This is a genomic window from Vibrio rhizosphaerae (assembly GCF_024347095.1).
Lineage (GTDB): Bacteria > Pseudomonadota > Gammaproteobacteria > Enterobacterales > Vibrionaceae > Vibrio > Vibrio rhizosphaerae.
On record NZ_AP024903.1, the window covers coordinates 470,592 to 495,868 of the forward strand.

At 46.9% G+C, this 25,277-nt stretch carries 15 protein-coding genes, 4 tRNA genes and 4 rRNA genes; 16 read left to right on the plus strand and 7 right to left on the minus strand.

Going from position 1 to position 25,277, the window contains the following annotated elements; genetic code table 11:
* Nucleotides 1-100: 100 nt before the first annotated feature.
* From OCV37_RS02140 to rrf (OCV37_RS02175), 8 genes are all read left to right on the plus strand, one after another.
* Nucleotides 101-1,642 (plus strand): 16S ribosomal RNA (locus OCV37_RS02140).
* Between the two features lie 102 nt (nucleotides 1,643-1,744).
* Nucleotides 1,745-1,820, plus strand: a tRNA-Glu gene (locus tag OCV37_RS02145).
* Between the two features lie 17 nt (nucleotides 1,821-1,837).
* Nucleotides 1,838-1,913, plus strand: a tRNA-Lys gene (locus OCV37_RS02150).
* A 29-nt stretch (nucleotides 1,914-1,942) separates the two neighbouring features.
* Nucleotides 1,943-2,018, plus strand: a tRNA-Val gene (locus OCV37_RS02155).
* A 493-nt stretch (nucleotides 2,019-2,511) separates the two neighbouring features.
* Nucleotides 2,512-5,400, plus strand: a 23S ribosomal RNA gene (locus tag OCV37_RS02160).
* 87 nt (nucleotides 5,401-5,487) lie between these two features.
* Nucleotides 5,488-5,603, plus strand: a 5S ribosomal RNA gene (gene rrf, locus OCV37_RS02165).
* A 227-nt stretch (nucleotides 5,604-5,830) separates the two neighbouring features.
* A tRNA-Thr gene (locus OCV37_RS02170) sits at nucleotides 5,831-5,906 on the plus strand.
* Nucleotides 5,907-5,931: 25 nt separating this feature from the next.
* Nucleotides 5,932-6,047, plus strand: a 5S ribosomal RNA gene (rrf, locus tag OCV37_RS02175).
* Together the 16S, 23S and 5S rRNA genes with 4 tRNA genes alongside form the textbook arrangement of a ribosomal RNA operon.
* Before the next feature lie 136 nt (nucleotides 6,048-6,183).
* Here rrf (OCV37_RS02175) and leuD read toward each other — a convergent pair.
* From leuD to leuA, 4 genes are all read right to left on the minus strand, one after another.
* Complete coding sequence (gene leuD, locus OCV37_RS02180; RefSeq protein ID WP_038178258.1) at nucleotides 6,184-6,786, minus strand: 3-isopropylmalate dehydratase small subunit; 603 nt, start codon at nucleotides 6,784-6,786, stop codon at nucleotides 6,184-6,186.
* A gap of 2 nt (nucleotides 6,787-6,788) precedes the next feature.
* Nucleotides 6,789-8,204, minus strand: a complete 1,416-nt coding sequence (gene leuC, locus OCV37_RS02185; RefSeq protein ID WP_038178257.1) for a 3-isopropylmalate dehydratase large subunit — start codon at nucleotides 8,202-8,204, stop codon at nucleotides 6,789-6,791.
* Nucleotides 8,205-8,263: 59 nt separating this feature from the next.
* Nucleotides 8,264-9,355, minus strand: a complete 1,092-nt coding sequence (gene leuB, locus OCV37_RS02190; RefSeq protein ID WP_038178256.1) for a 3-isopropylmalate dehydrogenase — start codon at nucleotides 9,353-9,355, stop codon at nucleotides 8,264-8,266.
* 95 nt (nucleotides 9,356-9,450) lie between these two features.
* Nucleotides 9,451-10,998, minus strand: a complete 1,548-nt coding sequence (leuA, locus tag OCV37_RS02195) for a 2-isopropylmalate synthase (RefSeq protein ID WP_038178255.1) — start codon at nucleotides 10,996-10,998, stop codon at nucleotides 9,451-9,453.
* Between the two features lie 605 nt (nucleotides 10,999-11,603).
* On the opposite strand from leuA, the gene OCV37_RS02200 reads away from it, so the two are divergent.
* The 5 genes from OCV37_RS02200 (at nucleotide 11,604) to ilvN (ending at nucleotide 17,238) form a co-directional block, all read left to right on the plus strand.
* A complete protein-coding gene (locus tag OCV37_RS02200) occupies nucleotides 11,604-12,137 on the plus strand; it encodes a phosphatase PAP2 family protein (protein ID WP_038178254.1) in 534 nt (177 codons plus the stop codon).
* On the plus strand, nucleotides 12,134-13,180 hold the full coding sequence (locus tag OCV37_RS02205; RefSeq protein ID WP_038178287.1) for an MJ1255/VC2487 family glycosyltransferase: 1,047 nt from the start codon (nucleotides 12,134-12,136) through the stop codon (nucleotides 13,178-13,180). The genes OCV37_RS02200 and OCV37_RS02205 overlap by 4 nt, the downstream gene beginning before the upstream one ends.
* Before the next feature lie 403 nt (nucleotides 13,181-13,583).
* Nucleotides 13,584-14,552, plus strand: coding sequence for a transcriptional regulator LeuO (gene leuO, locus OCV37_RS02210; protein ID WP_038178253.1), 969 nt, complete (start codon nucleotides 13,584-13,586; stop codon nucleotides 14,550-14,552).
* A gap of 470 nt (nucleotides 14,553-15,022) precedes the next feature.
* Nucleotides 15,023-16,744, plus strand: coding sequence for an acetolactate synthase 3 large subunit (locus tag OCV37_RS02215; RefSeq protein WP_038178252.1), 1,722 nt, complete (start codon nucleotides 15,023-15,025; stop codon nucleotides 16,742-16,744).
* On the plus strand, nucleotides 16,744-17,238 hold the full coding sequence (gene ilvN / locus OCV37_RS02220; RefSeq protein WP_038178251.1) for an acetolactate synthase small subunit: 495 nt from the start codon (nucleotides 16,744-16,746) through the stop codon (nucleotides 17,236-17,238). Before OCV37_RS02215 ends, ilvN begins: the two co-directional genes overlap by 1 nt.
* A 54-nt stretch (nucleotides 17,239-17,292) precedes the next feature.
* On the opposite strand, the gene pdxR is transcribed toward ilvN, so the two are convergent.
* The 3 genes from pdxR to OCV37_RS02235 form a co-directional block, all read right to left on the minus strand.
* Nucleotides 17,293-19,083 carry a MocR-like pyridoxine biosynthesis transcription factor PdxR gene (pdxR, locus tag OCV37_RS02225; RefSeq protein ID WP_038178250.1) on the minus strand — a complete coding sequence of 597 codons (1,791 nt, stop codon included), beginning with the start codon at nucleotides 19,081-19,083 and terminating at the stop codon, nucleotides 17,293-17,295.
* A 92-nt stretch (nucleotides 19,084-19,175) separates the two neighbouring features.
* Nucleotides 19,176-20,453: a 4-aminobutyrate--2-oxoglutarate transaminase gene (gabT, locus tag OCV37_RS02230; protein ID WP_038178249.1), complete on the minus strand. Its 1,278-nt coding sequence runs from the start codon at nucleotides 20,451-20,453 to the stop codon at nucleotides 19,176-19,178.
* A gap of 44 nt (nucleotides 20,454-20,497) precedes the next feature.
* Nucleotides 20,498-21,925 carry an NAD-dependent succinate-semialdehyde dehydrogenase gene (locus OCV37_RS02235; protein WP_038178286.1) on the minus strand — a complete coding sequence of 476 codons (1,428 nt, stop codon included), beginning with the start codon at nucleotides 21,923-21,925 and terminating at the stop codon, nucleotides 20,498-20,500.
* Between the two features lie 219 nt (nucleotides 21,926-22,144).
* Here OCV37_RS02235 and OCV37_RS02240 point away from each other — a divergent pair, with 219 nt between their 5' ends.
* Genes OCV37_RS02240 through OCV37_RS02250 form a run of 3 tightly spaced genes read left to right on the plus strand, consistent with a single transcriptional unit; the run spans nucleotide 22,145 to nucleotide 25,172 of the window.
* On the plus strand, nucleotides 22,145-23,161 hold the full coding sequence (locus OCV37_RS02240) for a TRAP transporter substrate-binding protein (RefSeq protein WP_038178248.1): 1,017 nt from the start codon (nucleotides 22,145-22,147) through the stop codon (nucleotides 23,159-23,161).
* A gap of 54 nt (nucleotides 23,162-23,215) precedes the next feature.
* On the plus strand, nucleotides 23,216-23,863 hold the full coding sequence (locus OCV37_RS02245) for a TRAP transporter small permease subunit (RefSeq protein WP_038178247.1): 648 nt from the start codon (nucleotides 23,216-23,218) through the stop codon (nucleotides 23,861-23,863).
* Nucleotides 23,853-25,172, plus strand: a complete 1,320-nt coding sequence (locus OCV37_RS02250; protein WP_038178246.1) for a TRAP transporter large permease — start codon at nucleotides 23,853-23,855, stop codon at nucleotides 25,170-25,172. The genes OCV37_RS02245 and OCV37_RS02250 overlap by 11 nt, the downstream gene beginning before the upstream one ends.
* The last annotated feature ends 105 nt before the right edge of the window (nucleotides 25,173-25,277 follow it).

The window sequence follows — 25,277 nt, forward strand, 5'->3', positions numbered from 1 at the left end:
AATTCAACATTACTTATGTAATGTCACTTTTTGCTTCTGCTTTTAAAGCAGAGACAAAAAGCAGTATTCATTGAGCCGACACATCGTGTCACCAAAACTTTAATTGAAGAGTTTGATCATGGCTCAGATTGAACGCTGGCGGCAGGCCTAACACATGCAAGTCGAGCGGAAACGAGAGAAAGCTTGCTTTCTCGTCGTCGAGCGGCGGACGGGTGAGTAAAGCCTGGGAAATTGCCCTGATGTGGGGGATAACCATTGGAAACGATGGCTAATACCGCATGATGTCTACGGACCAAAGAGGGGGACCTTCGGGCCTCTCGCGTCAGGATATGCCCAGGTGGGATTAGCTAGTTGGTGGGGTAATGGCTCACCAAGGCGACGATCCCTAGCTGGTCTGAGAGGATGATCAGCCACACTGGAACTGAGACACGGTCCAGACTCCTACGGGAGGCAGCAGTGGGGAATATTGCACAATGGGCGCAAGCCTGATGCAGCCATGCCGCGTGTATGAAGAAGGCCTTCGGGTTGTAAAGTACTTTCAGCAGTGAGGAAGGATGTAGTTTTAACAGAGCTGCATTTTGACGTTAGCTGCAGAAGAAGCACCGGCTAACTCCGTGCCAGCAGCCGCGGTAATACGGAGGGTGCGAGCGTTAATCGGAATTACTGGGCGTAAAGCGCATGCAGGTGGTCTGTTAAGTCAGATGTGAAAGCCCGGGGCTTAACCCCGGAGTTGCATTTGAAACTGGCAGGCTAGAGTACTGTAGAGGGGGGTAGAATTTCAGGTGTAGCGGTGAAATGCGTAGAGATCTGAAGGAATACCGGTGGCGAAGGCGGCCCCCTGGACAGATACTGACACTCAGATGCGAAAGCGTGGGGAGCAAACAGGATTAGATACCCTGGTAGTCCACGCCGTAAACGATGTCTACTTGGAGGTTGTGACCTAGAGTCGTGGCTTTCGGAGCTAACGCGTTAAGTAGACCGCCTGGGGAGTACGGTCGCAAGATTAAAACTCAAATGAATTGACGGGGGCCCGCACAAGCGGTGGAGCATGTGGTTTAATTCGATGCAACGCGAAGAACCTTACCTACTCTTGACATCCAGAGAAGCCGGAAGAGATTCTGGTGTGCCTTCGGGAGCTCTGAGACAGGTGCTGCATGGCTGTCGTCAGCTCGTGTTGTGAAATGTTGGGTTAAGTCCCGCAACGAGCGCAACCCTTATCCTTGATTGCCAGCACTTCGGGTGGGAACTTCAGGGAGACTGCCGGTGATAAACCGGAGGAAGGTGGGGACGACGTCAAGTCATCATGGCCCTTACGAGTAGGGCTACACACGTGCTACAATGGCATATACAGAGGGCGGCTAACTTGCGAGAGTGTGCGAATCCCAAAAAGTATGTCGTAGTCCGGATTGGAGTCTGCAACTCGACTCCATGAAGTCGGAATCGCTAGTAATCGTAGATCAGAATGCTACGGTGAATACGTTCCCGGGCCTTGTACACACCGCCCGTCACACCATGGGAGTGGGCTGCAAAAGAAGCAGGTAGTTTAACCTTCGGGAGGACGCTTGCCACTTTGTGGTTCATGACTGGGGTGAAGTCGTAACAAGGTAGCGCTAGGGGAACCTGGCGCTGGATCACCTCCTTACGTAAAGATATTTTGGATGAGTGTCCACACAGATTGATTTGGTTTATAACAGAGCGCGTTGCGATGTGATTTTTCGGATGAAAGGTCATTAAGCAAGACAATGTCCCGTTCGTCTAGAGGCCTAGGACACCGCCCTTTCACGGCGGTAACAGGGGTTCGACTCCCCTACGGGATACCACTTCTTTTGAGAAGTCCGGGTCGTTAGCTCAGCTGGTAGAGCAGTTGGCTTTTAACCAATTGGTCACAGGTTCGAATCCTGTACGACCCACCATTTTCCTCTTTTGAGGGACGCCTGAAAGTGGGCGATTAGCTCAGTTGGGAGAGCACCTGCCTTACAAGCAGGGGGTCACTGGTTCGAACCCGGTATCGCCCACCACTTTCTAACTATTTTTGGCTCAGCAAACTCAGACCAGCGGTTTAACCGATGTGGTGCGATGTTGTGGCGCTGAAAGTCATTAGAAAGTGTGGCTTGAATGCTCAAGCGTACATTTTGCTCTTTAACAATTTGGAAAGCTGACAAAATAATGTTTGTTTCTTTGGAAACAGATGATTATTTGTAAAAGTTCTCAATACTTTCTCGAAAGAGAAAGACCAACACAATCAAGTGTTCTTGGGAATACACAGGCAATTGTGTATTCAAATTGAGTCCGGCAAAACCAAGTCACACACTCATGTATAAAATATTGTGTGACACCTAATTAGTTGATGATATCAACCCTTAGGTTTTTGCGCTGAGGATTTTTGCCTGAGACAAGGCAGCAAGAAGGATGTCGCAGGGCGCTATCGTCTGATAGCAACCAAGCAGCCTTCGATGCTAACGCCGTATTCAGGGAAAAAGACCAAGCAAAAAAGACTTCTTCGGGTTGTATGGTTAAGTAATTAAGCGTACACGGTGGATGCCTTGGCAGTCAGAGGCGATGAAGGACGTACTAACTTGCGATAAGCGCAGATGAGGCAGTAAGAGCCACTTGAGTCTGCGATTTCCGAATGGGGAAACCCAACTGCAGCAGCAGTTATCATTAACTGAATTCATAGGTTAATGAGGCGAACCGGGAGAACTGAAACATCTAAGTACCCCGAGGAAAAGAAATCAACCGAGATTCCGAAAGTAGCGGCGAGCGAAATCGGACTAGCCCTTAAGCTTTGATAACGTTAGGTGAAGTGTCTGGAAAGGCACGCAATAGAGGGTGATAGCCCCGTAACCGAAGGCGTTATGAGAGTGAAAACGAGTAAGGCGGGACACGTGATATCCTGTCTGAAGATGGGGGGACCATCCTCCAAGGCTAAATACTCCTGACTGACCGATAGTGAACCAGTACCGTGAGGGAAAGGCGAAAAGAACCCCTGTGAGGGGAGTGAAATAGAACCTGAAACCGTGTACGTACAAGCAGTAGGAGCCTCCTTTGTGGGGTGACTGCGTACCTTTTGTATAATGGGTCAGCGACTTATATTCAGTGGCAAGGTTAACCGATTAGGGGAGCCGTAGCGAAAGCGAGTGTTAACTGCGCGTTTAGTCTCTGGATATAGACCCGAAACCGAGTGATCTAGCCATGGGCAGGTTGAAGGTTGAGTAACATCAACTGGAGGACCGAACCGACTAATGTTGAAAAATTAGCGGATGACTTGTGGCTAGGGGTGAAAGGCCAATCAAACTCGGAGATAGCTGGTTCTCCCCGAAAGCTATTTAGGTAGCGCCTCGGACGAATACTACTGGGGGTAGAGCACTGTTAAGGCTAGGGGGTCATCCCGACTTACCAACCCTTTGCAAACTCCGAATACCAGTAAGTACTATCCGGGAGACACACGGCGGGTGCTAACGTCCGTCGTGGAGAGGGAAACAACCCAGACCGCCAGCTAAGGTCCCAAATTACAGCTAAGTGGGAAACGATGTGGGAAGGCTCAGACAGCTAGGATGTTGGCTTAGAAGCAGCCATCATTTAAAGAAAGCGTAATAGCTCACTAGTCGAGTCGGCCTGCGCGGAAGATGTAACGGGGCTAAGCTGTAAACCGAAGCTGCGGCAATGTACTTTTGTATATTGGGTAGGGGAGCGTTCTGTAAGCCGTTGAAGGTGGATTGTAAAGTCTGCTGGAGGTATCAGAAGTGCGAATGCTGACATGAGTAACGACAAAGGGGGTGAAAAACCCCCTCGCCGGAAGACCAAGGGTTCCTGTCCAACGTTAATCGGGGCAGGGTGAGTCGACCCCTAAGGCGAGGCCGAAAGGCGTAGTCGATGGGAAACGGGTTAATATTCCCGTACTTGTTGTGAATGCGATGGGGGGACGGAGAAGGCTAGGTGGGCCTGGCGACGGTCGTCCAGGTTCAAGTGCGTAGGCTGTAGAGTTAGGCAAATCCGGCTCTACGATAGGCTGAGACACGATGTCGAGTCACCAAGGTGATGAAGTCATTGATGCCATGCTTCCGGGAAAAGCCTCTAAGCTTCAGTTCACAAGAAATCGTACCCCAAACCGACACAGGTGGTCGGGTAGAGAATACCAAGGCGCTTGAGAGAACTCGGGTGAAGGAACTAGGCAAAATGGTACCGTAACTTCGGGAGAAGGTACGCTCTTGCTGGTGAAGTCCCTTGCGGATGGAGCTGATGAGAGTCGCAGATACCAGGTGGCTGCAACTGTTTATTAAAAACACAGCACTGTGCAAAATCGTAAGATGACGTATACGGTGTGACGCCTGCCCGGTGCCGGAAGGTTAATTGATGGGGTTAGCTTAGGCGAAGCTCTTGATCGAAGCCCCGGTAAACGGCGGCCGTAACTATAACGGTCCTAAGGTAGCGAAATTCCTTGTCGGGTAAGTTCCGACCTGCACGAATGGCGTAATGATGGCCACGCTGTCTCCACCCGAGACTCAGTGAAATTGAAATCGCTGTGAAGATGCAGTGTACCCGCGGCTAGACGGAAAGACCCCGTGAACCTTTACTACAGCTTGGCACTGAACATTGAGCCTACATGTGTAGGATAGGTGGGAGGCTTTGAAGCAGTCACGCTAGTGATTGTGGAGCCGACCTTGAAATACCACCCTTGTATGTTTGATGTTCTAACTTGGCCCCATTATCTGGGGTGAGGACAGTGCCTGGTGGGTAGTTTGACTGGGGCGGTCTCCTCCCAAAGTGTAACGGAGGAGCACGAAGGTGGGCTAATCACGGTTGGACATCGTGAGGTTAGTGCAATGGCATAAGCCCGCTTAACTGCGAGAGTGACGGCTCGAGCAGGTGCGAAAGCAGGTCATAGTGATCCGGTGGTTCTGAATGGAAGGGCCATCGCTCAACGGATAAAAGGTACTCCGGGGATAACAGGCTGATACCGCCCAAGAGTTCATATCGACGGCGGTGTTTGGCACCTCGATGTCGGCTCATCACATCCTGGGGCTGAAGTCGGTCCCAAGGGTATGGCTGTTCGCCATTTAAAGTGGTACGCGAGCTGGGTTTAGAACGTCGTGAGACAGTTCGGTCCCTATCTGCCGTGGGCGTTGGAGAATTGAAAGGGGCTGCTCCTAGTACGAGAGGACCGGAGTGGACGAACCTCTGGTGTTCGGGTTGTGATGCCAATCGCATTGCCCGGTAGCTAAGTTCGGAATCGATAACCGCTGAAAGCATCTAAGCGGGAAGCGAGCCTTGAGATGAGTTCTCCCTGGCGCTTCAAGCGTCCTGAAGGGTTGTTCGAGACTAGAACGTTGATAGGCAGGGTGTGTAAGCGCTGTGAGGCGTTGAGCTAACCTGTACTAATTGCCCGTGAGACTTAACCATACAACACCGAAGGGGTTTTGTGGCTCAATAAGAACAAATTGATTGTGTAGAGAACAAAAAAGACGGCTTTCCGAATTGAAGAATTTGCTTGGCGACCATAGCGTTTTGGACCCACCTGACTCCATGCCGAACTCAGTCGTGAAACGAAACAGCGCCGATGGTAGTGTGGGGTCTCCCCATGTGAGAGTAGGACATCGCCAGGCTTTATTTGCAGTTTGTCTACTGAAGCTTGATGCTTTTGATAGCTGCGATGCTCATGTGCGTTTGCACACTGCGCGTCTCGCTTCAAAATCCTCATCGCACAGCGACAAACTTCTAAATAAAGCAGTTGATTGTAAGACTTTATTTAGAGAGAAATACCTAAGTGGAGCTGTTCAGCGTAAGACTCTATTTAGCAACTGTCCCGTAGAGACAAGCTATTACCCAATTTGCTGATATAGCTCAGGTGGTAGAGCGCATCCTTGGTAAGGATGAGGTCCCCAGTTCGAGTCTGGGTATCAGCACCAGTATACAAAGAAAGATTAAATTTTGTTTAGCGGCCATAGCGTTTTGGACCCACCTGATTCCATGCCGAACTCAGAAGTGAAACGAAACAGCGCCGATGGTAGTGTGGGGTCTCCCCATGTGAGAGTAGGTCACTGCTAAGCACCCATTTAAAGCCCTGACATTGTCAGGGCTTTTTTCGTCTGGTGATTGGTGATACAGATGTAAGAGCGATAATAAAGAAAAAGCTGATGTATACATCAGCTTTTTATCACTTCCATAAATGGCTTTGTATTTGGGCTAACTTAAGAAGCTTGGGATTTTCGCTTCATACTCGGCAATTTTATCTTCGTGTTGCAGTGTCAGACCGATATTATCCAGCCCGTTCAGAAGACAGTGGCGACGAAATTCATCAATTTCAAAACTGTATTCTTGCCCATTTGCCGAGACTTTCATGGCTTCCAGATCAACGGTAATTTCAGCACCTTCATTGGCTTCAACATATTGGAAAAGCGCATCGACTTCACTTTCCTTCAGGCGAACCGGCACCATTTGGTTGTTGATTGTGTTGCCGTAAAAAATATCAGCAAAGCTTGGTGCAATGATCACCTGAATACCGTAATCAGCCAACGCCCATGGCGCATGTTCACGAGATGAACCACAACCAAAGTTTTCACGGGCCAGCAGAATACTTGCTCCCTGATAACGGGGGGCATTCATAACGAAGTCAGGGTTAGGTTGTTGACCAGCATCATCAAGGAAGCGCCAGTCATGGAAAAGGTGCTTGCCAAAACCGATACGGTTTACTTTTTGAAGAAATTGTTTTGGGATAATTGCATCAGTATCGACGTTCGCTGCATCCAGCGGAACGACTAAACCGGTATGTTTTTTAAATCCTGACATTATTATTCCCCTTGCTCAAGTGTACGGATATCAACAAAATGTCCTGCGATTGCCGCCGCTGCAGCCATTGCCGGGCTGACAAGGTGTGTGCGACCGTCACGGCCCTGACGTCCTTCAAAGTTACGGTTTGACGTTGATGCACAACGCTCTCCCGGACCTAAACGGTCATTGTTCATGGCAAGACACATGGAGCACCCTGGTAAACGCCATTCAAACCCTGCATCGGTAAAGATTTTATCTAGCCCTTCTGATTCAGCCTGCGCTTTGACTTGCTCTGAACCCGGAACAACGATTGCTTGTACGTGTGATGCCACCTTTTTACCTTGGGCAATTTGTGCTGCAGCCCGCATATCTTCAATCCGAGAATTGGTGCAAGAACCGATGAATACTTTATCGACATGATAGTCAGAGAGCAGTTTACCGCCTTCAAGACCCATGTAGTTCAGTGCTTTGGTTGCGGATGACTGTTCAATTAAATCCGTAAAGCTTTCTGGTGTCGGAATCGGTGTATCAATCGAAATGACTTGTCCGGGATTGGTGCCCCAAGTCACTTGAGGTTTGATATCAGCAGCATCTAATGTCACTACTGCATCGTATTCTGCATCGTCGTCAGACTGTAGTGTCTGCCAGTACTCGACCGCTTTGTCCCAGTTTTCACCTGTTGGCGCAAATTTACGGTCTTTGATGTAGTCAAATGTTGTTTGATCCGGTGCAATTAGGCCCGCTTTCGCGCCCAGTTCAATTGCCATGTTACAGACGGTCATCCGGCCTTCCATTGACAGATCCCGAATCGCCTGACCACAGAATTCAACGACATACCCGGTTCCGCCTGCTGCGGTCGTTTTACCGATGATCGCCAGTACAATATCTTTTGCCGTAATTCCCTTCGCAACCTTACCTTGAACTTCAATTTTCATGGTTTTGGCACGGGCTTGTTTGAGGGTTTGTGTGGCAAGTACGTGCTCTACTTCAGATGTACCGATACCAAAAGCCAGTGACCCGAATGCTCCGTGAGTCGCGGTATGGGAATCACCACATACAATCGTCATTCCCGGTAGGGTTATGCCTAACTCAGGGCCCATGACGTGTACGATACCCTGATATTTATGATTGATATCGTAGAGGGTGACACCGAACTCTTCGCAGTTTTTCGATAGTGTTTCCATCTGGATTCGAGCCATCTCACCCGAAGCACTGATGTCTTTTGTGGTTGTTGAGACGTTATGATCCATCGTCGCAAAAGTTTTGTTCACTTGACGGACTGAGCGACCTTTTTCTCTGAGTCCGTCGAAAGCTTGTGGTGAGGTGACTTCATGGACCAGATGACGGTCGATGTACAAAATCGGGTTTTCACCTTCAGCGGCAACGACGACATGTGCATCGTAGATTTTTTCGTATAGTGTTTTTGCTTTTGACATTGCTTCTACCTTGAGCTTGTTCGTGGACCGGGAATCCTCCCGGTCACATACCTATGCACTTAATCTTTTAATATATAGGCAGCAATTTTGTCGCCCATTTCAGAGGTTGTCAGTGCTGGTTTATTGGTTGCCAAATCAGCTGTCAGTTCTCCTGCGGATAATGCTTTGCTGACCGCTGCCTCAATATCTTGAGCTGCTGTTTCTTCACCGAGACTGTATCGGAGCATTAACGCTGCTGATAAAATCTGAGCTACCGGATTGGCAATATTTTTCCCTGCGATGTCCGGTGCACTGCCACCTGCCGGTTCATACAGTCCGAAATTACTTTCATTCAGACTCGCTGAAGGAAGCATTCCCATTGAACCGGTGATCATGGCACACTCATCAGAGAGAATATCACCAAAGATGTTTGAACATAACATGACATCGAACTGAGCCGGATCTTTGATCAGCTGCATTGTTGCGTTATCAATGTACATATGAGATAGCTCGACATCCGGATAATCTTTACTCATTTCGCTCACGACTTCTCGCCATAAGATAGAGCTTTGCAAGACGTTTGCTTTGTCAATTGAGCATACTTTTTTCCGCCGTAAACGGGCTGATTCAAAAGCAATTTTAGCAATCCGTTCGATCTCATAGCGATGATAGACTTCGGTATCAAATGCTTTCTCATTGGCGCCTTCGCCTTCGCGACCTTTTGGCTGACCAAAGTAGATTCCCCCAGTCAGCTCACGTACCACGACAATGTCAAAACCATTGGCCGAGATATCGGCACGGAGTGGTGAAAATGTTTCAAGTCCCTGATGGATTTGTGCTGGCCGTAAGTTGCAGAACAGTTGGAAATGTTTACGCAACGGTAACAGGGCACCACGTTCAGGTTGCTCGTTTGGTGGCAGATGTTCCCACTTTGGTCCTCCGACTGAACCAAACAGAACCGCTTGCGCTTGTTCACAGCCTTTCAGTGTTTGTTCCGGAAGCGGACTGCCGTGATTATCGATTGCAATCCCACCCACGTCGTACTCGGTACGGTCAAAAACGATGTTGTGCTTTGTTTGAATCGCATCCAGTACTTTATGAGCCTGTTGCATGACTTCCGGGCCGATACCATCACCGGGCAGTACTGCAATTTTATAAGTCTTGTCTGTCATGTGAGTCCTTGTTCACTCTCGTATGTATTGATTTGGTTACCACATCGGTCTGTAACACAATGAGACCGATGCGTAAGAACCTTATATGGTTGCTATTATACTGTGGCTATTTTTTGCTGTTTGATGACTTCGATCTGATCAGCGCGTTGAATACTGTTGATCACATGTAGTAACGCTTCTCCTGAAGCTTCAACGATATCGGTTGATATACCGGTACCATGATATTTCCGCCCCTTGTAGTTAGCGATAATATCCGCTTGTCCCAAGCCGTCTTCACCTTCGCCTTTGGCAGTGAGATCGAATTTATCGAGGACAATATCATAACCTGTTATCCGGTAGATGCATTGATACAATGCGTCTACGGGACCGTTACCGACAGCAGCTTCGCATTTTTCTTCATCACCACATTGCAGCTTAATTGTGGTGGTCGCCATCACACTACCCGACTGAACACTCAGATAGTTGAGTTTGTAGAAATCATCTTCTTCACGTAAGTTGGAGAAGTACATTAAGGATTCTAAGTCATAATCGAACACCTGCCCCTTGCGGTCAGCAAGCTTCAGGAAATCCTCATACAGTGCATCTAAATTGTACTCATCTTCCTGATACCCCATGGCATCCATATGACTCTTGACCGCAGCTCTGCCACTGCGGCTGGTCAGATTTAATGCCTGATTTTTCAGACCAATCGACTCGGGTGTCATAATTTCATAGGTGTTTTTATTTTTCAGCATCCCATCTTGGTGAATACCCGAAGAATGACTGAATGCGTTGGCACCAACAATCGCTTTATTACTTTGGATCGGCATATTACACAACTGGCTGATCATTTTACTGGTTCGGTGAATTTCTTCGTGCTTGATACCCGTATGAACGCCTAAAAGCTCTTGACGAGTTTTAATGATCATCGCGATTTCTTCTAATGCACAGTTACCAGCGCGTTCACCAATGCCGTTGATGGTGCCTTCGACCTGTCTTGCCCCGGCTTGAACCGCAGCAATAGAGTTGGCGACGGACATGCCTAAGTCATCGTGACAGTGGACAGAAATAATGGCTTTATCAATGTTGGGGACACGATTGAACAATGTCTGAATGATACCACCAAATTCGCCGGGAACTGTATAACCAACGGTATCAGGGATATTAATTGTACGGGCACCGGCATCAATGGCTGCTTCAACCATTCGACAGAGATTATCAATTGGTGTTCGACCGGCATCTTCACAAGAAAACTCAACATCATCGGTATAACGACGTGCATGTTTGATAGCTTTCACCCCCATCTCCACGACTTGCTCATAGCTACGACGAAGTTTGTCCTGAACATGGATGGTTGAGGTTGAAATAAACGTATGGATACGGAAGGCTTCGGCAACTTTCAAGGCTTCTGCGGCGGCATCGATATCTTTCTCGACCGCGCGGGAAAGGGCACAAACTCGGCTGTTTTTTATGTTCTTAGCAATGGTTTGTACCGATTCGAAATCTCCCGGAGAGGAAACCGGAAAGCCTGCTTCAATCACATCCACTCCCAGTCGTTCCAGTGCGTAGGCAATTTGTAATTTTTCTCTCACCGTTAAACTGGCAGATAATGCTTGTTCTCCGTCCCGCAAGGTTGTGTCGAAGATAATGACCTGATCGTTCATATTGGCTGGCTCCTAGACCGGTAAGTGGTTGTGTTTGCTCACTTAATATTTTCTTTTGTAAAGTGCTTTCAGCTATAAAAAAACCCGCATCTCGATGCGGGTTTTTGTAATTCTTTGTGGTGTCTTCTGTCCACAGGCTACCCGCGCGATTGATACACGATAAGGAGTAGGCCTAGTAGGAGAGAAGTTTTAAATGTCATTTTCATTTACTTTCCACAAAATTCAATAACAAATTAGTACCGCACCTGATACATTACGTCAACCCAAAATTGTATATTTATTGGTAGTACCTGTTTGGTCGGCAAGTCATATTCACAATATCGTGATGGTCGGATGTGAGTTTACACCGTGTGACACGGCCCTGAAACAACTGACTTGACCATCTCGAACTGCTTTTCTTTTTCCGTAGCTTAGATGCGGTTTCGACACTTCTTATCTCTCATCAGACATGACTTTTCATGCGGCGTACGATTGGCAATTTCGAGCGATTGACCGGCTGAGATTATCCAACAATATTCATGGTTTCGACAACAAATAGTCACACCGCTGTCATCTGGACTCATTAGTGTCTTAGCTATAAAGGGTTGAACGATAGGAATGCAGTCATGAGAGTTATTGAACCGATTGTAAAATTTGATCTGGCCTTGTCACTGTTCTGTCTGCAACACAGATTCAGTTATCCGCTGGCACGCATCAGCCGGGCGGTATCCCATACCGGAGACGGTCATTTATATGTTGTCATCGGTGGTGCTGCTTTTTTGATTGATAAGATCGCAGGTCAGGCGTTACTTGTCACCGGATTGATCTCATTTCTGATCGAGTTGCCGCTGTACTGGCTGTTTAAAAACCTTTTTCAACGGCGTCGCCCTCAAGAATTCTCCTCAAGAGTTGTTGCTCATATTACACCTTCCGATCGGTTTAGCTTACCCTCCGGGCATACCAGTGCCGCTTTTCTGATGGCGACACTCATCGCTTCTTTTTATCCCTCATTGTCAATCATGGTGTTTCTCTGGGCGGGATGTATTGGTGCTGCCCGTATTTTGTTAGGGGTTCACTTTTTCACAGATGTGTTGATTGGTGCTTTATTAGGAATGAGTTGTGCGCAAGCGGGCCAATTGATCACGGAGTGGATGATTTGAAAATTCTTTATGGTGTTCAGGGGACTGGGAATGGTCATACCGCACGAGCCAGAGCGATGAGCCATGCGCTTCAACAATATCATCATGTTGATGTCGATTTTATTTTCAGTGGCAGAGAGAAAGATAAATATTTTTCAATGGAGAGCTTTGGCAATTATCAAACTCGTCGTGGGTTGACATTTATGACCGAAAAGGGACGGGTCAATTATTTAAAAACAGCCAAAGAGAATCGTTTCGGTCAATTGATTTCCGATATTCGCCAGCTTGATCTGAGTGCTTACGATTTAGTCATCAGTGATTTTGAGCCGATTACGTCGTGGGCTGCAAAATTACAACACAAACCCTGCATCAGTCTCAGTCATCAGAATGCTTTTCGTTATCCGGTACCGTTAAAGGGAGCGAACTGGCTCGATAAGAAGATTATTACCAATTTTGCTCCTGCAGATCATTATCTCGGGCTGCACTGGTATCATTTTGAACACCCGATTTTACCGCCGATTATTCATATCGGCGAAGCCGCAGCAGAAAATCAACCTTTCATTTTAATCTATCTCCCATTCGAATCACTGGAATCCATTATGGATCTGTTCTTTCGTTTCGGTCACTATCAGTTCGTCTGTTATCACCCGATGATTGATGAGATAACACAGACAGAGAACATGACATTTCATCCACTCTGTCATGAGCACTTTCAGGAGCATTTACGTTGTTGTGCCGGTGTGATTGCGAATGGTGGATTTGAACTCCCTTCTGAAGCCATGTCATATGGTAAAAAATTACTCCTCAAACCGCTGATGGGCCAATTTGAGCAGCAGAGCAACGTCGCAACCCTTGAAATTCTGGGACTCGCCTCTGCGATGGAATCGCTTGATGTGGCTGTCATTCGCCAGTGGCTCGAAGAACCGAACGCCGAACGAGTAGTTTATCCCGATGTTGCCCAAGCGATAGCTGAATGGGTGGTTCAGGGGCGTTGGGATGATCATCAGCCACTGTGTCATTCTCTCTGGAAGCAGGTCAATTTCCCTGACTATGTCACGGTATAATTCGCATTATTCATTGACCGCAATTAATCAATTTTAACTGTTATATATGCTGTGAATAGTTGTCTGCTTTTGGGAGAGAACCTATAAGTCGCGTCAATTAATTTTGTGAATACTATAAAAATCGCGATTTTATGTTTTTTGATGTTTTTTTAACTAGTTGATTTTTATTATAATTTTTAAAAATGAGGTAAAATAAACTGACTTTTTATCAATCTATTTGCCTTTTGTACATCAATTAAAAGATAGTTGATTGCACAGCCTACCCATACGATTTATCAATAGGTTGTTCAAAATAGAATCACGTTGAGTCACTTTATCTGATGTATGTCACTTCAACTGACAAGAGTGCTATCCCGAGCGGGATAACGAAAGTGATGACTGAAGCACAACAAGAGGCATTCCAATGTTAGAAAAAAAAGAAGTTATCCAACCAGTCGCCAGCTATCGGATGGAAAGTACGCTACGAGGCGTTGATTTAAATTTGCTCACCGTGTTTGATGCTGTGATGCAAGAGCAGAATATTACTCGGGCAGCACATAATTTAGGGATGTCTCAGCCTGCGGTCAGTAACGCTGTGGCACGTTTGAAAGTGATGTTTAATGATGAACTGTTCATGCGGCAGGGACGGGGCATCCAGCCGACTCAGCGCGCTCGGCAGCTTTTTGGCCCGGTTCGCCAAGCATTACAGTTAATTCGCAATGAATTACCAAATTCAGTCTTTACGCCTGAATCTTCAACCCGGCAGTTCAATCTGGCTATTTGTAGTCCGAATGATTTGCGCTTCGCACCGAAGATTTTTTCGTCGATTCACGATCAGGCACCTCAAGTGCAATTACATTTGGAAGCCGACTCAAATCAACAGCTTGCTGAACGGTTACGCTATCAGGAAGTCGATTTTGTCATTGACTACGCTCGTTTTGAAGAGTCCGGCTTCTGCAGCACCGAAATTTTCCAAGATGAGCTGATGATTGTTGCCTCGAAACAACATCCTCGAATTCAAGGTTCGATTACTCAGGCTCAAGTGATCGAAGAGCAACATGCGAAGCTCTCTCAGGCACATGGTCTGCGGAGTTTCAGTGAACAGGCTTACCGAGATATCGACTGCCATTCTCACTATGAAGGAACCAGCTTAAGCAATGTGCTTTATGTGGTGAGTCAGTCAGAACTGATTACCATTGCACCTCGTTGGTTGGTGGAAGCCTCACCGAATCGCGAGCAACTACAAACGATTGCCTTACCATTTGAACGTCAACAGATCAGCGGTTACTTAAGCTGGCATGAGTCGAACGAAAAAGATAAGGGACATGGTTGGTTGAGAGAGCAGCTAATGATGATTTGTAGTGAAATTGTCGGTACGCCTACGACAAACTAATCTGTATTTGATGTTGCCGGACCGATGAAGGGAAGGCAACATCGCTTATTTCTGCATTGCCCCTTCTTCTATGCTTCCCTTAATGATGGTCTGTTATTCGATTGATTACTTTATATCAACAGATTCGTTTCTTCTTTAGCATCTTGATGACTTTTGTTACATGAAACAAATATTTTATGTCTTTTTTGTTTGCTGTGCTGACATTCTAATCTGATTATGTAGGCATATCCCGTAGAGAACTCTTCAAGAATATCCATACGCAACATTTCCCGTTAAATGCGACAAAAAACCGAATAGACCAATCTTTCTGAAGCGAGTAAAGTTGCTCTATCCCTTGTGGTGTTATGACCCCGCAAGGACATAGCCATTAGCGAATCGATTTCGATTAGGCTACGAATAAGCCCTAGACTATGTAACCAACCAGACTGTTGAACTGACCTCGGGATACAGTGACTGGTAAGGAGAATAATATGGTAATGCTATCCGGTGCAGAGATGGTTGTTCAGTCTCTGATCGAAGAAGGTGTCGAGCAGATTTTTGGTTACCCCGGTGGATCCGTGCTTGATATCTATGATGCCCTTCACGAAAAAACAGACCAAATTAAACATGTGCTTGTTCGCCATGAACAAGCAGCAACACATATGGCTGACGGCTACGCCCGTTCAACCGGCAAACCCGGCGTGGTACTGGTTTGTTCCGGCCCTGGTGCCACCAATACTGTCACCGGGATTGCGACAGCTTATATGGATTCTATTCCGATGATTGTCATATCAGGAAATGTTCCCAATAGCTTGATTGGTAATGATGCATTTCAGGAGTGTGACATTGTCGGTGTGTCTCGCCCGATAGTGAAACATAGCTTTTTAGTCAAAAAAGCAGAAGATATTCCCGAAACGATAAAAAAAGCATTCTATATTGCTTCGACCGGGCGACCCGGACCAGTCGTTATTGATTTGCCGAAGGATGTGATGAATCCTCAGGTCAAATTGCCTTATCAGTATCCGAAAACGATCAAGATGCGCTCTTATAATCCGACCACCAGTGGGCATAAAGGGCAAATTAAGAAAGCACTTAAAGCGCTGTTAGAAGCGAAAAAACCAGTTTTATATGTGGGTGGTGGTGCGGTTATTTCCGGCGCTGACAAGCAGATTCTGCAGCTAGCGGAAACCTTGAATTTGCCGGTGGTTAGTACCCTGATGGGACTCGGTGCCTTTCCCGGAACCCATGCCAATGCGTTGGGGATGCTGGGAATGCACGGTGTTTATGAAGCCAATATGGCGATGCATCATGCCGATTTGATTTTCGGGATTGGCGTTCGGTTTGACGATCGGACCACCAACAATCTGGAAAAATACTGCCCTAACGCCAAAATCATGCACATTGATATTGACCCGTCTTCGATTTCGAAGAATGTCCCGGCGGATTTACCGATTGTCGGCTCAGCAGAAAAAGTATTGGAAACCATGCTGAAGTTGCTGGTTGAACAAGGCGGTTCGAATGATAAAGAGGCTTTGACACAATGGTGGAAAGAGATTCAAGTTTGGCGGGAGCGTCAATGCCTTGCCTATCAGAAATCCAGTGACCGGATCAAACCCCAGCAAGTGATCGAAACGCTCCATCGCTTGACGGAAGGCAACGCTTACGTTGCTTCTGATGTCGGCCAGCACCAAATGTTTGCCGCACTGTATTACCCGTTTAATAAACCGCGTCGCTGGATCAATTCTGGTGGTCTGGGCACCATGGGATTTGGTTTACCAGCGGGAATGGGGGTCAAGTTCTCTCATCCGGAAGAGGAAGTGGTCGTGGTGACCGGGGACGGCAGTATTCAGATGAATATTCAAGAACTGTCAACTGCACTTCAATATGATATTCCGGTCAAGATTATCAATCTGAATAACCGTTTCCTGGGAATGGTAAAACAGTGGCAGGATATTATTTATCAGGGACGTCACTCGAATTCATATATGAGTTCTGTACCGGACTTTGCTGCAATTGCAGAAGCTTACGGGCATGTCGGTATCCGTATTTCAACACCGGATGAATTAGAAGCCGGATTGAAGAAAGCGCTGGATCTGAAAGATCGTCTGGTGTTTGTGGATATCAATGTCGATGAAACAGAGCATGTCTATCCAATGCAGATTAAAGGCGAAGGGATGGACAAAATGTGGTTGAGCAAAACGGAGAGAACCTAATGAGACACATTATTTCAGTATTAATGGAGAACCAACCCGGTGCTTTGTCTCGTGTGGTCGGACTGTTTTCCCAGCGTGGTTTCAATATTGAAACCTTAAATGTATCCCCGACTGACGATGAGACCTTGTCTCGTCTTAACATCACGACAAAAACCAACGCGATGGAACTGGAACAGATTCAGAAGCAGCTTCACAAGTTGATTGATGTGTTAAAAGTTCAGGAAGTGTCAGAGTTTGAACATATTGAACGGGAACTGATGTTAGTCAAAGTCAGAGCCAGTGGCGCTGCCCGGGCTGAGGTGCAACGGACGACGGATATTTTCAGAGGTCAAATCGTGGATGTTACCAGTAGCCAGTATACGGTTCAGATGGCTGGAACAACTGAAAAACTGGATGCGTTTATTGAAGCTATCTCAGAAGTGACGGAAGTGCTAGAAGTTGCTCGTAGCGGGATTGTCGGGATCGCCCGCCGCGAAAGAGCGCTCCGTGCGTAATCCCCATTGATTTGACGCAACCACACCAATTTCAGCCGGCGTTAGCCGGCTTTTTTATCCAAGCTGATTAGATATCAACTGCGCTTCACCAATAAAATAGCCATCTTCGTCAAATCGTTTCACGTCTCCGTTTTCCACAACGATGGTGATCTTGCGAATATCTGAAAATTGCCAGTTCCGCCATTGGTAAACAAACTGATCGTGTTCCACCCACCAATAGCCTTCATCAATATCGTTGGGACGCTCAGAGATCCCGGTCATTTTGCCGTCGGCCTGAAAGGTTATTCGGTAAGGAATATTGAAACAGTCTTTGGTTAAGAGGGTTTGATTTTTCAGCAGTTGGCGAATGGCTCTGCTACTGAGTGGCGGTTGCTGACATTCCTGTAAGGTCTCGATTGGCATCACTTGCTTGGCGATTTGGGAAAGTAGCGCAATTCCTTCCCGGATCTGTTCTGTTCTGATGGACTGGAAACACAGCCGGAAGCTATTGGTCCGTTCATCACAGTAATAGTATTTGGCACCATTGTTAATCAGAATTCCATGCTGTTCTGCCAGCTGTTCAAATCTCTTTGCATCGAATCCCTGTTTATAGTCGATCCAGAATGCTGTCCCTGCCAGAGAAGGGGTTACGCCTGACTGTGGAAAATAGTAATTCAAAGCCTTTTCCATGGTCAGCCACTTTTCCCGATAACGTTTGAGCATTTTTTGAGCCAATGCATCGTAATATCCGAGGCTTAGAAACAGCGCCAGAGTTTGACAGTTATTTTTCGGCGGCAAGCTATGTGTTCTGAACTGCAGGGCTTTGATTTGTGAGATCAAGGGAGCCGACGCAACGATATATCCCAGTCGTAATCCCGGAGCAATGGTCGAAGAAAAACTGGAAATATAGAGAATACGTTCGCTGGATGATTCACTTTTCAGCGGCGGGCAGGAATCTTCAATAAAATTAACATCATGTTCAAAGTCATCCTCAATGATCAGAAAATCATGCTCTTCGGCCAGCGCAAGCAGCTTCCGGCGACGATTGGCAGACAGGCGCACGGTGGTCGGAAATTGATTACTCGGGGTGGTATAAACCAACTGGCAGTCGGTGAGACGCTCATCAATCACCATACCTTCTTGATCAACGTTGATCGGTACGATCTGAGCACGTCTGGCCTGAAACTGGTGTAATGCTTCCGGATAACCGGGGTTTTCAACCGCAACGGAAGCGTTCGTAGAGAGGAGCAGTTTGGACAGATAATACAAGCTGTTCTGACACCCGAGCGTAATGGCGATATTGTCTCGGTTAACGAATATCCCCCGCTTGGTCAGTACGCGTGTGCGGATCTGTTCAATCAGATCATCATAGTCTGAGTCATTTGATGTCCAGGTTCGATGGTTAATGCGATTGAGTGACTGAATACTACATTTTCGCCATTCAGAAACAGGGAATAAGTCATCATCAACCACACCACTGACAAAGAGATAAGGATAATTTTTGAGATCTTTTGCTTCTCGTTCCGAGACCCGGTTTTCAGAGACTAAGTAGCGGCTCCAATCGAGTTGGGTTGATTGCTGCCGGGGGGCTGAAGTGAGTGGTGTCACGGTAATGTTCAAAGAAGGGCTGACAAAATAGCCTTTACGCTCAATCGAGACAAGGATACCTTCTTCGGTTAATTGTTCGTAGACACGCAAAATCGTGTTTCTGGAAACATGGAGGTCTTTTGCCAGCTTACGTGAAGAGGCAAGAGGCGATTGCTTAGGTATAAAACCATCGAAGATCGCTTTGGCAAGACTGCTTTTGATTTGATCTTGCAGCGTCTTCGAATCTTGCGGGTCAAGATGGATATACTGGCTTAGCATACGGCTCCTACAACTGTTTCTTACACCGCTGACTAATCCGAGTGAGCAACGAAGATACGGCATAAACATGACCGTATCTTCGCTGAATGTCGTTAGTGAGCGAGCAGTGCTTGTAATTCTGCTTTGATGATTTCAAGGCCTTTGGTGACCAGTTCAGGCTCAATCGTCAATGGTGGCAGGAAGCGAATTACATTTCCTTTCACGCCACAAGATAACAAAATTACCCCGGCATGGTTACTTTTTACCACAAGTTGTTTGGTCAGATCTGCAAGTGGCGCGCCACTGTCAGGATCATTGAACTCGATTGCGATCATCGCGCCGACTTGGCGAATATCGCCAATTTGGGGAATCTCTTTTTGCAACTCAGTCAATTGTTCCTTGAATAGTAAACCAATATGTTGTGCTGTTTCACAGAGATTTTCTTTTTCAATGATATCGAGCACTTCTAATGCGGCAACACAAGCAAGTGGTGACCCCGCGTAAGTACCACCCACACCACCCGGGTTGGCAGCATCCATAATGTCTGCTTTTCCGACAACACCTGACAGCGGGAACCCGCCAGCGATCCCTTTGGCCATGGTGATCAGATCCGCTTCAATACCCAAGTATTCTGTCGCAAACATTTTGCCGGTTCGGGCAAAGCCTGTTTGAATTTCATCACAAATGAGCACGATACCATGTTGGTCACACAGGTCGCGGATTTTTTGCGCCCATGATGCCGGAGCCTGATAGAACCCACCTTCTCCCTGAATCGGTTCAAAAATGATTGCCGCGATACGGCTCGGTTCGATATCACAAGCGAATAAGTCATTCAAAGCACTCAGGCTTTGGGCTTCTGTCACGCCATGATACTCATTTGGGAATGGCAGGTGGTAGATTTCATTCGGAAACGGGCCGAAACCAGCTTTGTAAGGTGCGACTTTGCCAGTGAGTCCCATACACATATTGGTTCGTCCGTGAAAGCCACCTTTAAAAGCAATAATACCTGAACGGCCCGTATGCGCCCGCGCAATTTTTACCGCATTTTCGACAGCTTCTGCTCCGGTGGTCACGAATGCGGCTTTTTTGGCAAAATTCCCCGGCGTTTTCGCCACAATTTTTTCAGCCAGTTCAACAAAACTGGTGTAAGGCGTTACCATTGAACAGGTGTGACTGAAGTTGTCCAATTGCTTTTTAACCGCTTCAATAATTTGCGGATGAGAGTGCCCAGTGTTATTGACGGCAATCCCGGCTGCAAAGTCGATATAGGTTTTACCTTCGATATCGGTGATCGTCGCATTTTTAGCACTCGCCGCGTAAATTGGTGCCAGATTAGCCATCCCTTTTGCGACGACTTTTTCCTTACGGGCTTGCCATTCCATATTTGTCATGAGTTTTTATTCCTTCACATTCAAACAGTAGTTATTGTGAGATGTCAGAAGCCACCAAAACAGAGATACTTAACATTGAGATATTCATCAATTCCTTGTTTGGCACCTTCCCGGCCAAAGCCGGATTGTTTTACGCCACCAAATGGTGCGACTTCATTGGAGATAATGCCTTCATTAATTCCAACCATGCCGTATTCAAGCTGTTCGGCAATCCGAAAGGCACGATTCAGGGTGCTGGTGTAGAAGTAGCTGGCCAGTCCGTAAATCGTATCGTTGGCTTTTTCAACCAGTTCATCGTCGTTGGTAAAGCGAACAATCGGAGCGACCGGACCGAATAATTCGGTGTGGATGATTTCCATATCTTGGGTGACTTCAGTCAGAATGGTTGGTTCAACGAACAGGCCATCGAGAGAGCGTCCGCCAAATGCGATTTTTGCCCCTTGTTCAACGGCGGTATTGATGTAACCCAACACACTGTTTTTCGCTTTTATATCGATCAGCGGGCCAATCACCACATCAGGTTCCACACCATTACCGACTTTGAGATCGGCTACGGCCTTGGCAAACTTTTCAACAAACTGATCGTAAACGCTGTCCTGAACATAGAAGCGGTTGGCGCACACACAAGTTTGTCCTGCATTACGGAATTTCGAGGCGATAGCCCCTTTGACGGCAGCATCGATATCGGCATCATCAAACACGATGAATGGCGCGTTACCGCCTAATTCCATTGAGGTGCGCTTAATCGTTTCTGCACACTGCTTGATGAGGTGGCTTCCGACTTGAGTCGAGCCGGTGAAAGACAACTTCTTGATGTCGTCGTGGCTACAGAAAATATCACCGACGGCGACTGAAGAGTGGTTGTTAACCACGATGAGAAGATCTTTTGGCAATCCGGCTTGGTATGCTAATTCTGCAATTGCATAGGCTGACAGTGGTGTCTGGTTGGCAGGTTTGACAATAAAACTACACCCAGCCGCCAGTGCCGGGGCTGCTTTACGGGTAATCATGGCGATGGGGAAGTTCCAAGGCGTGATCGCAGCAGCAACACCAACCGGTTGTTTAATGGTCATCAAACGCTTGTTTGACGTTGGTGCCGGAATTGTATCACCGTAAGTGCGTTTCCCTTCTTCTGCGAACCACTGAATGAACGATGCGCCGTACATGACTTCGCCTTTGGCTTCAGCCAAGGGTTTTCCTTGTTCGAGGGTCATAATCCGAGCGAGATCGTCACTATTTTCAACCACGAGATCATACCAACGTTTTAAGATGGCAGATCTTTCTGCAGCTGAGCGTTGTTGCCATGCTTGTTGAGCCTGTTTTGATTTCTCAATCAGCGTGAGGATATCTGTCGTCTGAACCGAAGGAATGTACGTGAGCGTTTCGTCGGTTGCCGGATTGAGGACTGCAATCGCGTCTTCACTGAAAGGACACGTTGCTTTGAGTAGGTTTTTGTTAACAATTTGGTCCATCATTGTGTCTCTTTTGTTAGCTGTAATAAAGATGGTAGATCTAAAAATGGCACCATCCGAAGTACCAGTTAGATCAATTGTGTGGTACCAGAGGGAAGTTGCTGGCTGGTACCATACAAATTGCCTTTCTGGTTCTATTGCTTTGGTTTTGCTTTCTTCATATTAACCTGTGAAACAAATCAGTAACAAACAAGTAACGACACAGGAAGAGGAATTTCTATGTTTGGGTTAAAGGGAAAGAAGCTTGCGAAGACATTACTGGCTGTCACGCTGGGCGTTAGTGCGCTTGCGAGTTCTACGGTTAGTTTTGCTGCTGAATATAATTGGCGCTTTGCAAATCTGTATGGTCGCGGTACGGCATTTGGTGCTGTGTATGAAGACTTGGCTAAAAATATTGAAACGATGTCCAATGGCCGTATTGCTGTGCAAGTTCTGTACTCCGGAGAAGGGGTGGGTACCAGTGGTATCTTGAGTGCTGTCCGTTCCGGTTTGATTACCATGGGGGCACCTTTCCAACCCATGCATGCGGGGGAGTTTCCGGCTGGGGTGGTTGAGGTCGGTTTACCCGGCGGAACGTCAGATGCCAGTGAACTAATGACATTATTTCATGAGCGCGGCTGGGGTGAAGTCTTGAAAAAAGCCTATGCCTCTCAGGGGATCGTCTGGCTGGAACCTTATATTCAGCCCCCGGTTTATATCATTACCAAAAAGCCGATCAACTCGATTGCTGACTTTAAAGGCATGAAAATTCGTGCGCCGGGCGCTTATGGTAAGTTCCTGCGTAACCTTGGTGCAGCACCTGTTTCTCTGTCCTGGAGTGAAATTTATACCTCACTGGCAACGGGTGTTATCGATGGTTCTATCGGTTCCAATATGATTGATCACCGCGATGGTAACCATGTGGAAGTGGCAAAATACATGTATCCGCTACCCATTGCCGGTGCTCAGGTTCTACCGATTATTGTTAACCAAAAAGCATGGAACAAATTACCGAAAGACCTGCAAGCGATTGTCAAAGGTGCGACTGCCGAGCATGCGATTGAGCAGCTAACCAAGTCGAAACTCTGGGAATCTCAGGCTGTAGCAGAGATGGAGTCGAAAGGGTTGAAATGGAGTCCGGAGCCATCTGAAGCCGACAAAAAAGCTTGGAAAGCAGCAGGGAAGTCACTCGCACAGGAATATGCCAGTGCAGACCCTTATTCAAAACAGCTTGTTGATATCCTGAACAAGCAGTAACAAGGAATAATCAAGGTGAATCAATGATTCACCTTGATTGGTTTGGGAGTTTATATGGTTGAACCAATTTTAAGAGGATATTGCCAGTTAGTCAGATATGTTGTTGGCCTAATCGGGCGTTCGGTTTCATATCTGCTTCCTGTATTAGCCAGTATTGTTGCCTATGAAGTCTTTGCTCGTTATGTCATTGATAGACCGACTATCTGGGGTTATGACACCTCACTGTTTCTGTTTGGGTATATCGCCGCATTAGGTGGCGCCTATGCACAACAACGTGAAGCGCATATCAATGTTGACATTGTCCACGGCAAAGTCTCGGAAAAGACGCGCCGGATTTTTGACCTGATCACTGCGGTTCTGGCAATCGGATTTTTAGTGGTCATGATCAAAACTTGCTATGGCATGTTTCTGGAGAGCCTTCAATATAATTACAGAACCCAGAGTGAATGGGCTCCGCCGATGCATCACTTCTGGCTGATGATTACGGTTTCTGCGAGCATTTTTGTTGCCCAATATTCCACGGAAGTGATCAGTAATCTGTTTTTCCTTTTGACGGGACGTGAATTAAGCGGAACCGTGCATTCACATGTCAGCTTAGATGAACAGCCTTTCCATGTCAGTTTAGAGGATGAGCCGTTTCGCACTGAGCATGATTCAGTAGAGAAGTCTGTTTTTGACAAGGAGAATCCAAATGGGAATTGAGATGTTAACCCTTGTTTTGCTGGCCTGTATTCTGACCGCTTTTGTGTTAGGGGCTCAAGTAGGGCTGGCATTGGGTGGCATTGCTATGGGCGTCGGTTATTTGGTCTGGGGAGAAGCTCTGTTTAATATTGTGCCGACGACTGTTGAGAGCACCTTTTTTAATTTTATTCTGTTAGCGATTCCGCTTTATATTTATATGGGACAGATCCTAACCCGTTCTGGGATTGGGGATGCCATGTTTAATGCCAGTCAGTTAGTGATCGGGCGGTTGCGCGGTTCTTTGGCAATTAGTGTCATTGGCGTTTGTTCGATGATCGGCGCGATGGTCGGCATCATTGGTGCCGGTATCATGACTTCCAGTAGTATCGCACTCAAGCCAATGCTCGATCGTGGCTATGATAAGAAGCTTGCCCTTGGGGTGATTATGGCTGGTGGCTCTTTGGGGATTCTGATTCCACCGAGTATCCCCATGATTATGTTCGCTTCTGCGACCCAAAACTCAGTGGGTAAAATGTTTTTGGGAGCCATGATCCCGGCACTGATCACGATTGTTCTGTTGATTACATACGTGATGATCTCTTGTAAATTGCGTCCTGAACGAGCACCACTGGATTCTGATAATGATATTGAAGTGCCAAAAGGCTACGAATTATTTAAGACCATCCGGGACGGTGCATCGTCACTCGCCCTGATTGTAATCGTTCTGGGCAGTATTATTGCCGGGATCGCGACTCCGACTGAGTCCGGTGCTTTGGGGGTGATGGGAGCCATCCTCTTGTCGATCCTGTTTAAGCGGTTTAAACCGGAGATGTTAAGACGTTCAGGGATGCAAACCGCAATGCTGGTAAGCGTGGCAATGTGGATTATTCTCGGTGCATCGGTGTTCAGTAATTTCCATCTGTTGATGGGAATTCAGGGCATGGTATCCGGGTTTACCCAAGGGTTGGATTTACCACCGATTATGATCATCATTATGTTCCAGCTGATCATGTTGCTATTGGGGTTCATCATCGATGAATTCATCATTGTGCTGATGTGTGCGCCGATCTTTACTCCGGTTGCGGTATCTCTTGGCTATGATCCGATTTGGTTCGGTGTGTTGATGATTTTGAATATCGTGATTGCGGTACAGACGCCACCTTACGGTTTTGCGTTGTTCTATCTGAAAGGGATTGCGCCAAAAGGTGTCACCATGATGGATCTGTATAAGTCAGTGTTACCCTTTATTACCGTTCAGTTCATCGTACTGGTTATCTGTATGATTTTCCCTGATCTGGTCACTTGGTTACCCAATCTGGTGATTCACTGAGATATTGGTATTCTTGACGAAAAACCTGCCTGTCGGCAGGTTTTTTAGGCTCAGCCTAAAATGTATGAATCGCTTTAGAGCCGGACAAAGAAAAAGCCCTTTCAT

Coding starts and splice junctions, on each gene's coding strand:
- leuD (WP_038178258.1), bottom strand. CDS start 6,786: ATGTCAGGATTTAAAAAACATACCGGTTTAGTCGTTCCGCTGGATGCA.
- leuC (WP_038178257.1), bottom strand. CDS start 8,204: ATGTCAAAAGCAAAAACACTATACGAAAAAATCTACGATGCACATGTC.
- leuB (WP_038178256.1), bottom strand. CDS start 9,355: ATGACAGACAAGACTTATAAAATTGCAGTACTGCCCGGTGATGGTATC.
- leuA (WP_038178255.1), bottom strand. CDS start 10,998: ATGAACGATCAGGTCATTATCTTCGACACAACCTTGCGGGACGGAGAA.
- OCV37_RS02200 (WP_038178254.1), top strand. CDS start 11,604: ATGAGAGTTATTGAACCGATTGTAAAATTTGATCTGGCCTTGTCACTG.
- leuO (WP_038178253.1), top strand. CDS start 13,584: ATGTTAGAAAAAAAAGAAGTTATCCAACCAGTCGCCAGCTATCGGATG.
- OCV37_RS02215 (WP_038178252.1), top strand. CDS start 15,023: ATGGTAATGCTATCCGGTGCAGAGATGGTTGTTCAGTCTCTGATCGAA.
- ilvN (WP_038178251.1), top strand. CDS start 16,744: ATGAGACACATTATTTCAGTATTAATGGAGAACCAACCCGGTGCTTTG.
- pdxR (WP_038178250.1), bottom strand. CDS start 19,083: ATGCTAAGCCAGTATATCCATCTTGACCCGCAAGATTCGAAGACGCTG.
- gabT (WP_038178249.1), bottom strand. CDS start 20,453: ATGACAAATATGGAATGGCAAGCCCGTAAGGAAAAAGTCGTCGCAAAA.
- OCV37_RS02235 (WP_038178286.1), bottom strand. CDS start 21,925: ATGGACCAAATTGTTAACAAAAACCTACTCAAAGCAACGTGTCCTTTC.
- OCV37_RS02240 (WP_038178248.1), top strand. CDS start 22,145: ATGTTTGGGTTAAAGGGAAAGAAGCTTGCGAAGACATTACTGGCTGTC.
- OCV37_RS02245 (WP_038178247.1), top strand. CDS start 23,216: ATGGTTGAACCAATTTTAAGAGGATATTGCCAGTTAGTCAGATATGTT.
- OCV37_RS02250 (WP_038178246.1), top strand. CDS start 23,853: ATGGGAATTGAGATGTTAACCCTTGTTTTGCTGGCCTGTATTCTGACC.